This window comes from Lactobacillus sp. 23-2, assembly GCF_044902225.1.
Taxonomy (GTDB): domain Bacteria; phylum Bacillota; class Bacilli; order Lactobacillales; family Lactobacillaceae; genus Lactobacillus; species Lactobacillus absianus.
The window spans coordinates 211,200-219,546 of record NZ_JAOQBX010000001.1; the positions used below are offsets into that span (position 1 = coordinate 211,200).

Annotated in this window: 7 protein-coding genes; 4 read left to right on the top strand and 3 right to left on the bottom strand. The window is 53.6% G+C overall.

Translation table 11 applies throughout. From position 1 onward, the window contains the following. Positions 1-10: 10 nt before the first annotated feature. The 4 genes from OCH80_RS00935 to cysK all read left to right on the top strand — a co-directional run bounded on the left by OCH80_RS00935 (position 11) and on the right by cysK (position 6,112). Positions 11-2,386, top strand: coding sequence for a Xaa-Pro dipeptidyl-peptidase (locus OCH80_RS00935; RefSeq protein WP_404537154.1), 2,376 nt, complete (start codon positions 11-13; stop codon positions 2,384-2,386). A 182-nt stretch (positions 2,387-2,568) separates the two neighbouring features. Then, on the top strand, positions 2,569-3,954 hold the full coding sequence (locus OCH80_RS00940) for an MFS transporter (RefSeq protein WP_404537155.1): 1,386 nt from the start codon (positions 2,569-2,571) through the stop codon (positions 3,952-3,954). A 339-nt stretch (positions 3,955-4,293) separates the two neighbouring features. Continuing rightward, the gene (locus OCH80_RS00945) at positions 4,294-5,154 is read left to right on the top strand and encodes a homoserine O-succinyltransferase (protein ID WP_404537174.1); all 861 of its coding nucleotides are present in this window, start codon (positions 4,294-4,296) and stop codon (positions 5,152-5,154) included. Between the two features lie 28 nt (positions 5,155-5,182). Beyond that, a complete protein-coding gene (gene cysK, locus OCH80_RS00950) occupies positions 5,183-6,112 on the top strand; it encodes a cysteine synthase A (protein WP_404537157.1) in 930 nt (309 codons plus the stop codon). A gap of 200 nt (positions 6,113-6,312) precedes the next feature. Here cysK and add read toward each other — a convergent pair whose 3' ends face one another. From add to OCH80_RS00965, 3 genes are all read right to left on the bottom strand, one after another. Continuing rightward, the gene (add, locus tag OCH80_RS00955; protein WP_404537159.1) at positions 6,313-7,326 is read right to left on the bottom strand and encodes an adenosine deaminase; all 1,014 of its coding nucleotides are present in this window, start codon (positions 7,324-7,326) and stop codon (positions 6,313-6,315) included. Between the two features lie 175 nt (positions 7,327-7,501). Continuing rightward, positions 7,502-7,828 carry an HIRAN domain-containing protein gene (locus tag OCH80_RS00960; RefSeq protein ID WP_404537161.1) on the bottom strand — a complete coding sequence of 109 codons (327 nt, stop codon included), beginning with the start codon at positions 7,826-7,828 and terminating at the stop codon, positions 7,502-7,504. 184 nt (positions 7,829-8,012) lie between these two features. Then, entirely contained in the window at positions 8,013-8,183 is a 171-nt protein-coding gene (locus OCH80_RS00965) for a hypothetical protein (RefSeq protein ID WP_404537163.1), read from the bottom strand. Positions 8,184-8,347: the final 164 nt, after the last annotated feature.

Sequence of the window (8,347 nt, forward strand, 5' to 3'; positions counted from 1 at the left end):
GGTTAAGCTAATGAGATACAACCAATATGCTTATGTGGAAACCGCTCCGGCCAAGCAGGTCGAAGAGCTGCTTTCCATCAATTTTTTGCCTGCTAATTACCAGGACTTGTCTTTCAGCAGTCTGCTGGCCGTCTTGACCGGCAACGTCCTGGCTGAAGCTACGACCCGCCAGGCCAAGGAAGCCAAGTTCATCGAATATGCCGTCAGCCCAAGTGAGACTTTGGCCCAATTCCTGGCAAAGCAGCCAGCAGCCATGACGGCAGCCGAATTTTACGACGTGGCCCTTCAGCTGCTGGGCTACCACCCAGGCTACGACTACAGCCTGACCGACCCAATGGCCGTCGTCAAAAAGCAGGCCCTGCCAAGCAGCAAGGATTTGGAAAACAAGGACGACCTGATCAGCGCCTTCTACCGCCTGCTCAACACCAGAGCCAAGAATGGCCAGACCTTGCTTGACGTCATGGCCGGCAAGGGCTACTTCACCCAGTTCTGGGGAGAAGGCCAGTTCAAGTTCTTTAACGGCAAGTCCCTGCCCGTCTTTGACACCAGCAAGGTCATCCGGGAGGTCGTTTACGTGGAAAGCGACCTGGACACTGACGAAGACGGCCAAAACGACCTCTTGCCAGTCACGGTCTTCCGGCCAGCCGAAAGTCAGGACCAGCTCAAGGTTCCAGCCCTCTATACCGCTTCTCCATACTTTGGCGGAATCATCGACAACGCCGCCCAAAACCACAGCGTCGACGAAAATCTGACTGATGCCACCACCTGGACCAATCCAAAGTACGTGGCCAAGCCAATGAAGCCTGCCCCAAAGCCGACTGATGAAGACGTGCCGGCAACTGAAGTTGCCTTGGGCAAGTCCTCCTACGCCTTGAACGAATACCTCCTGGCCCGCGGCTTTGCCTCCGTCTTCTCCGGCGCAATCGGCAACCGCCACGGCGACGGCCTGCGGATTACTGGCGCTCCAGAAGAAACCATCTCCCAAAAGGAAGTCATCGAATGGCTGACTGGCGACCGGGTGGCCTACACCGACCGGACCCGCCGCTTTGAAACCAAGGCCAGCTGGTGCACCGGCAACATCGGCATGACTGGCCGCTCTTACCTGGGGACCTTGCAGATTGCCATCGCCACGACTGGCGTCAAGGGCCTGAAGACCGTCGTTTCCGAAGCCGCTATCTCCTCTTGGTATGACTACTACCGTGAGCACGGGCTGGTCGTTGCCCCAGGCGAGTGCCAGGGCGAAGACCTGGACAAGCTAGCCGAAGTCTGCCAGTCCAACCTGTGGGACGGAGGCAACTTTACCGCTAAAGCGGCTTATGAAAAGGAGCAAAAGTACCTGGAAGAGGCCCAGGACCGGGCTACTGGCCAGTACTCCGACTTCTGGGAGGCCAGAAACTACCGCCACCACGCGGATGGCATCAAGTGCTCCTGGATCTCCGTGCACGGCTTGAACGACTGGAACGTCAAGCCCAAAAACGTCTACAAGATCTGGCAGAAGGTCAAGGAGCTGCCGGTTGAATCCCACCTCTTCCTTCATCAAGGTCCTCACTACAACATGAACAACCTGGTCTCAATTGACTTCACTGACTTGATGAACCTGTGGTTCGTGCATGAGCTGCTGGGCATTGAAAACAACGCCCGGAAGCAGTGGCCAAAGGTCTTGATCCAGGACAACCTGGAAGCCGACAAATGGCATGAAGAAAAGGACTGGGACAACATGGGCCAAGAGACGGTCTACGGTCTGACCGACGACCACGAGCTTTCCACCTTAAGCCACGGGAGCAAGCAGGAAACCTTTACCGACCTTGGCGGCAAAGAATTCAAGGAAGCCGGCATCAGCGAGACGGCCTGGGAATACCAGTTCATCTCAGGAGAAGAGAAGTGGGCCAAGACCAGCCTGCGCTTCACCAGCGATGAATTTGCCCACCCGGTAACCATCGTTGGCCGGCCAAAGGTCCACATCAAGGTAGCCGCCAGCAAGCCGGTTGGCCAGCTGTCCGTGGCCTTGGTCGAACTGGGCGAGCGCAAGCGGCTGACCCCTACGCCAAAGGTGCTCGAGCGCTCCTGCCAGGAATTCGGCTTCCGCTTTGGCGCCGGTCCTTTGCAGGAATTCGTGCCAGACAAGGCAACTAAGGCCAAGCTGATCACCAAGGCCCACATGAACCTGCAAAACTACCAGGACATGCACCGGCCAAGCAAGCTGGAAGCCGGCCAATTCGTTGACCTGGTCTTTGAGCTTCAGCCAACCTACTACACCATGCCTGCCGGCTCAAAGCTGGCCTTGATCATCTACTCAACTGACCAAGGCATGACTAAGCGGCCGCTTGTCGCAGAAGACTACACCATCGATCTGGCTGACTCAGAGCTGCTCTTCTACAGGAAGTAGCGGCTTGTGCAAAAATTGTGTTAAAATAAGATATACGACAAAGCAAAAAGGCTGTTGCGGAGCTACCGCTGACAGCCTTTTTTTGTTTTGTCTGATCATTATCTATTTGTTTTAGCTAGATGCTAGTTATTTTGCAGCAGTAGCACTATTTGAGTATAAAGAAAGCGAGTTATTTAGAATCAATGTCAAAAGCAAGCAACAAACGCGTCTATTGGGCAATTGCCAGCGCGGCGCTGCTGACCTTCATTGGGATCTTAAATGAAACTTCCATGAATGTCGTCTACCCGCAGCTGGGCAAGCAATTCGGAGTTCCCTTGTCCACGGTCCAGTGGATCACGACCGGCTACCTCTTGACAGTCACCATCATCATGGGCACAACCGCCTACCTTTTGCGCCAGTTTCCGGCCCGCTGGCTGCACTTGGCCGCTGCCTTGGCCTTTATTGCCGGAAACCTTATGGGAGCGACGGCAGAAAGCTTTGGCGTCCTGCTGGCTGGCCGGGTGATCCAAGGAATCGCGACCGGCTTGTCCACGCCGATCATGTTCCAGCTGATCTTCGCGGATATTCCCCGGGAAAAATTGGGCTTCATGACTGGAATTGCCGCCATGGTCATCTCCTTTGCCCCGGCCCTGGGGCCAACTTATGGCGGGTTGGTCGCGGCCAGCGCAAGTTGGCGGGAGATCTACTGGTTCCTCTTGCCACTGGCCTGCTTGGCCTTAATTGGCGGCCAGCTCTTTATCCGCAACCAGCCATTCGGCAACTCTGCCCCGTTCAGCAGCGGAGCTTTGGTCTTGCTGGCTTTGGCCCTGTCGGCCTTGATCTATGCCATCTCCCTGATCGGCAAAGGCGGTTTTTCAGTTTCATTCTTTTTGATGGCGGCCCTGGGCATCCTCTTGTTCTTGGCCTTCATCTACGTCAACAGCCACGGCAAGACCCAGCTGGTCAACCTGGAAATTTTTCAAAGCAAGTCCATCTGGCTGGCCACCTTGACCTATTTCGGCCTGCAGTTCGTCAACATCGGCCTGTCAGTAGCCGTGCCGGTCTATGCCCAATACGTCTTGGGCTCCTCCAGCCTGATCGCCGGCTTGATCTTGCTGCCTGGCTCCATTGTTGGTGCCATCTTAGCCCCAATTTCAGGGACTCTAGCCGACCATTTTGGCTATAAAAAGCCCCTGATTTTCGGGGCCAGCCTTTTTGTGGCCGGCTTGATCTTGCTCACCTTGATCCAGCCCCTGCTGACCCCCCTGCTCTTTGTCTTAGTTCACATCCTTATCCGGGCCGGCTTCAACTTGACCTTCTCCAACACGATTTCCAACGCCACCACCCTGGTGACCCGCAAGCAGTCGGCGGATGTCAACTCCGTCTTCAACATGGTCCAGCAGTTTGCCGGCTCTTTAGGCGTTGGCCTAGCCACCGCCTTGATCGCGATTTTCCAAAAGACCGGCTGCGGCAGTCTGGCCGTTAGAACCTACCAGGGCGGGCGCCTGGATTTCATTGTTTTCCTTTTGACCGGAATTTTGGTTTTGCTGATGATCATTGGCAACCTCAAATCGCAGGAAGAAAAATAATTTTTTGGGGGCATATATAGAAGAAAATTAGAAAAGTGAGTTTTTTCTGAAATTTTCTCTTGGCAAAAGCCGGCGCATGTGTTTTACTGTAATTAACTTATCAAGGAGGTACGCGAAAATGTTCAACAATGCTTTACAAAACATGAACTTTGTAAACACTTGTTGTTGTGGATTGTGTCTTAAACAATCCACTGTTTGGCGTACAATTAATTCCAATTAGCTACTGATTAATTGCAGCTCAAAGAGTAACACGCAGATTGTTTAAGACGCGAGAACCATTTCGGTTTCGCGTCTTTTTTGTTGCAAAAAGTCATCAACTTCAAGAAAGCGAGCAGAACGATTATGCAGGTCAAGATTGGCATCTTAAACATCATGCATGACAAAGTGGATACCCAGAAGCGCTTCCGTCATGTCCTGGCGGACGCGGATCTCACCTTCTTCTATCCCAAGACCCATTACCAAAAGCGCCAGCTTCCAGCCGCTTTTGCCAAAATCGCGGAGCCCCTGGACTTGGTCAAAGTGGGAACAATGGACGCCTTCATCATCACCGGCGCCCCGATTGAACAGATTCCCTTTGACCAAGTAGACTACTGGGATGAATTGCGGCAGCTCTTTGCTTTTCTGGATGAAAAGCAGATTCCCCAGCTTTATGTCTGTTGGGGAGCCATGGCCGCTCTAAACTATTTCTACGGCATCGGCAAGGACGCCTTGGCTGGCAAGCTCTTTGGCATCTACCGCCAGCAGATCCTGCAGCCCACTCCCCTGCTAGCGGGTTTAGCTTCAGGCTTTAAAGCGCCACACGCCCGCTACGCGGAGATGAGCCACCAGGACCTGGCCAAGCAGCCAGAGCTGACTGTCAACGCCATTTCCGAAACTGGCAATCTTTGCCTGGTTACGGCCAAGACACGCCCGCAGGTCTTTCTCTTCTCCCACCTTGAATACGGCCCCAGCGCCTTCATCAAGGAATACGACCGCGAGCTTGCCGCCAGAGGAGGTGATGACCGCGGCTTGTCCAAGCCGCAGCAATACTTCGCCGATGAAGAGCACATGGCAGATCCCCAGTTCACCTGGGAAGAGACCCAGAAGCATTTCTTCGCCAACTGGCTGGCCAGCATTCAGCCGGCGAGCAATCGCAAGACATGCAGCTGGATCGCCAAGATCCGAGAATTCAAACAAGTAGGAAATTTGCAGAATAACTAAGCAATAATTTTTTCAGGAGGAAACAACTATGTCAGACAAGATTTACAACTCAATTTTGGACACTATCGGCCACACCCCAATTCTCAAGCTCAACCGCGTCGTCCCAGAAGATGCCGCCGACGTCTACGTCAAGCTGGAATTCTTCAATCCAGGCGGCTCCATCAAGGACCGGATTGCCTTGGCCATGGTTGAAAAAGCAGAAAAAGAAGGCAAGCTCAAGGCCGGCGACACCATCATCGAACCAACTTCCGGCAACACCGGGATTGGCTTGGCGGCCGTAGCCAGCGCCAAGGGCTACCACTTGATCATCACCATGCCGGAAACGATGAGCGATGAACGCAAGAAGCTGATGCGCGCTTACGGGGCGGAATTGATCCTGACCCCAGGCAGCAAGGGGATGCCAGGCTCAATTGCCAAGGCGGAAGAACTGGTTAAAGAACACGGCTACTTCATGCCAATGCAGTTCGAAAACCCGGCCAACCCGGAAATCCACGAATTGACCACTGGCCAGGAAATCGTCAATGCCTTTGGGACTAACGACTTGCCAGATGCCTTCGTTGCCGGCGTTGGGACTGGCGGCACCTTGACTGGGATTGGCCGCGCCTTGAAGAAGGCTGACAGCGCGGTCAAGGTCTACGCCTTGGAGCCAGCTGAATCACCGCTTCTTAAGGAGGGCAAGAAGGGCCCGCACAAGATCCAAGGGATCTCAGCCGGCTTCATCCCGAAGACCCTGGACCGCGAAATCTATGATGGCATCGTTGAAGTCTCAAGCGCTGAAGCCTTCGAGACTGCCCGCGAAGTCGCCCGCAATGAAGGCTTCCTGCCAGGCATCTCCGGCGGGGCCAACATCCGCGGCGCGATCGAGCTGGCCAAGAAGCTGGGCAAGGGCCACAAGGTCATTACGGTTGCGCCTGACAACGGCGAACGCTACCTGTCTACCCCGCTCTACCAGCTCTAAGGCTGCCAAGAGCAGCAAAGCGGACGCTTCGCTGATTTTTTACCCCATTTACTAAGATAATTTGATTTTCAATTACTAGCTGACAAGCAATCAGCAATAACCTACACAAATCGACACATAGCAAACCTAAACACATTAACGCTTAAAACCTGAAAAAACGGGTTCGATCGCTTTGATCGAACCCGTTTTCTTTAGTTTATTCATGCCCAAGCCAATTCGCCCAATTTCAGCAGGCGGACGCGTTCTGCCTCTGAGCAGAAGGCCGCCTTGGCGGCGTTGACATAAAGCTCTGCCTCTTCAATCCGGTTCAAGCCTGTCAGCTTTTCCAGGCGGGCATATTCCCTTGGCAGGTTGGTATTGGAAACCGACATGTTGTCCGTGTTCAAAGTGGCCCTGACCCCGCAGTGAAGCAGGCCCTTGATTGGATATTCGGTGTAGGCGTCAAAAACCTTGGTGTTCAAGTTGGACGTCGCGCAGCATTCCAGGGTAATCCCCTCATCAGCCAGCCGCTTGACCAGGTCCCTGTCCTCCCGGCAGCGGATCCCGTGGCCGATCCGCTTGGCGCCCAGCGCCAGGGCCTCGCGGATTGAGTCTGGACCCATGGCTTCCCCAGCATGAATGGTATAGGGGATGCCCCATTCACGCACTTGAGCAAAAAATGGAGCATAAGCCCGGTTGGGCAGTGCCGGAATTTCTGCCCCGGCCAGGTCAAGGCCGATCACGCCCCGGCCCAAAAATTGCTTAGCCACCCGCAAGGTTTCGGCATTTTCCCGGTCATTGCCAGGAATCCGCATCAAGCACAGGATCAAGCCGGAATGCAGATCTGGGCCAGCAGGATTTGCCCTCTGCCAATCATAGAAGTCCGCGAGGCCCGCGAGCGCGGCGGACACGGCATCAGCCTGCGTCAAGCCCTGGCTGGTGTGCTTCTGCGGGGCAAAGCGCAGCTCCGCGTAGACCAGTCCCTGTCCTTTCAGCTCCTGCAAGAGCTCGCGGACGATCACGCGCAAGTCGCTTCTGGTCTGCATCAAGGTCAACGGAAAAGCAAACTTCTGCAAGTACTCGTTCAAGTTGTGGCAGCTGGCCGGCACGGACATTTTCTCAAACAGCTGGGCGTGGGTGTAATCAGGCAGCCCGTGGGCCCGGCATAATTTCTTGACCGTGGCGTATGGCAATGAGCCATCAATATGCAGGTGAAGATCAATCAAGCTTTTCATGGCAGTTCCGCTCCTTTGTGATAATCGCTTTAAATAAATTGTTCTAATTCTAACACGAATCGGCCAAAAAGAAAGGGCAATTTTGCCCGGGGCATCCCAAAAGCAAAAAATCCAGGAAGCCAATGCTGGTCTTCCTGGATCCAAAAAATATTTAAATTTTTATGGAAATTTTCTCCTAGTCTTCATTTTCCGTATCATTCAACAAAGACTTGCTCTTGAGGGAGCACACGACTCCCCCGCGCAAAACATAGCGGACGATCCCGACCGTGCCATCGCTGATCTTGTCAAAGAGCCGGCCCGCGCTCCAACTTTCGCCAATTCTCGTATTGACGCTGTTGGCCACGTAGCCGACCTTGCCCAGACCAGGCAGCTCAACCCGGATGGCTTCTGAATCAAAGGGGTTCTCAGGCTCTTTGTACAGATAGACTTTCTGCCCCCGGGCAAAAGGCTCGTTGCCATAGTAGTGGCCGGTACCAGGGATCGTAAAGTAAATTCTCTCCATTTGACTTTACCTCCCGTCCTGCTAAGTTCTCTTTTATCATCATCACGCTTCGTATTATACATTATTTAAGCGCTTACTTCCAGCTCTTTTCGTTGGATTTAAGCAAAAACTTGACACTTTTTCAGAAACTTTTGCCAAAAAACGAAAAAACTGATCACTTGCCCTGCAAATGATCAGTAACTGCTTATTCTTGCTTCTTTTGCTTGATTTTCAGACTCTCCCTCCTGCTGCAGGCCAACAGAGCCATGGCCAGCAAGGCGCTGGGAACGGCCAGCAGGGAAAAGACTGCCGGTGAGAGCAGGAAGAGGATGGCCAACAGGACCGTCCAGACGCCGACCACGTTCGCGCAGTTCAAGCCGCCCTGACGGCTCTGCTTTTCCTGCCACCGCTTGTAGGCCGGGGATGCGATCCAAGCCAGCAGGACCAGTAAAATGAATGTTCAGTTATATATCTATCCAGCTGCGAAAAATGTGTGCAGATGTGTATTTTAGTTTGGACTAATGGAATCACAGAGGTCTA

Excerpts from the sequence above, each read along its gene's own strand:
- add (WP_404537159.1), bottom strand. The coding sequence starts at position 7,326 with ATGAAAAGCTTGATTGATCTTCACCTGCATATTGATGGCTCATTGCCA.
- OCH80_RS00940 (WP_404537155.1), top strand. The coding sequence starts at position 2,569 with ATGTCAAAAGCAAGCAACAAACGCGTCTATTGGGCAATTGCCAGCGCG.
- cysK (WP_404537157.1), top strand. The coding sequence starts at position 5,183 with ATGTCAGACAAGATTTACAACTCAATTTTGGACACTATCGGCCACACC.
- OCH80_RS00960 (WP_404537161.1), bottom strand. The coding sequence starts at position 7,828 with ATGGAGAGAATTTACTTTACGATCCCTGGTACCGGCCACTACTATGGC.
- OCH80_RS00935 (WP_404537154.1), top strand. The coding sequence starts at position 11 with ATGAGATACAACCAATATGCTTATGTGGAAACCGCTCCGGCCAAGCAG.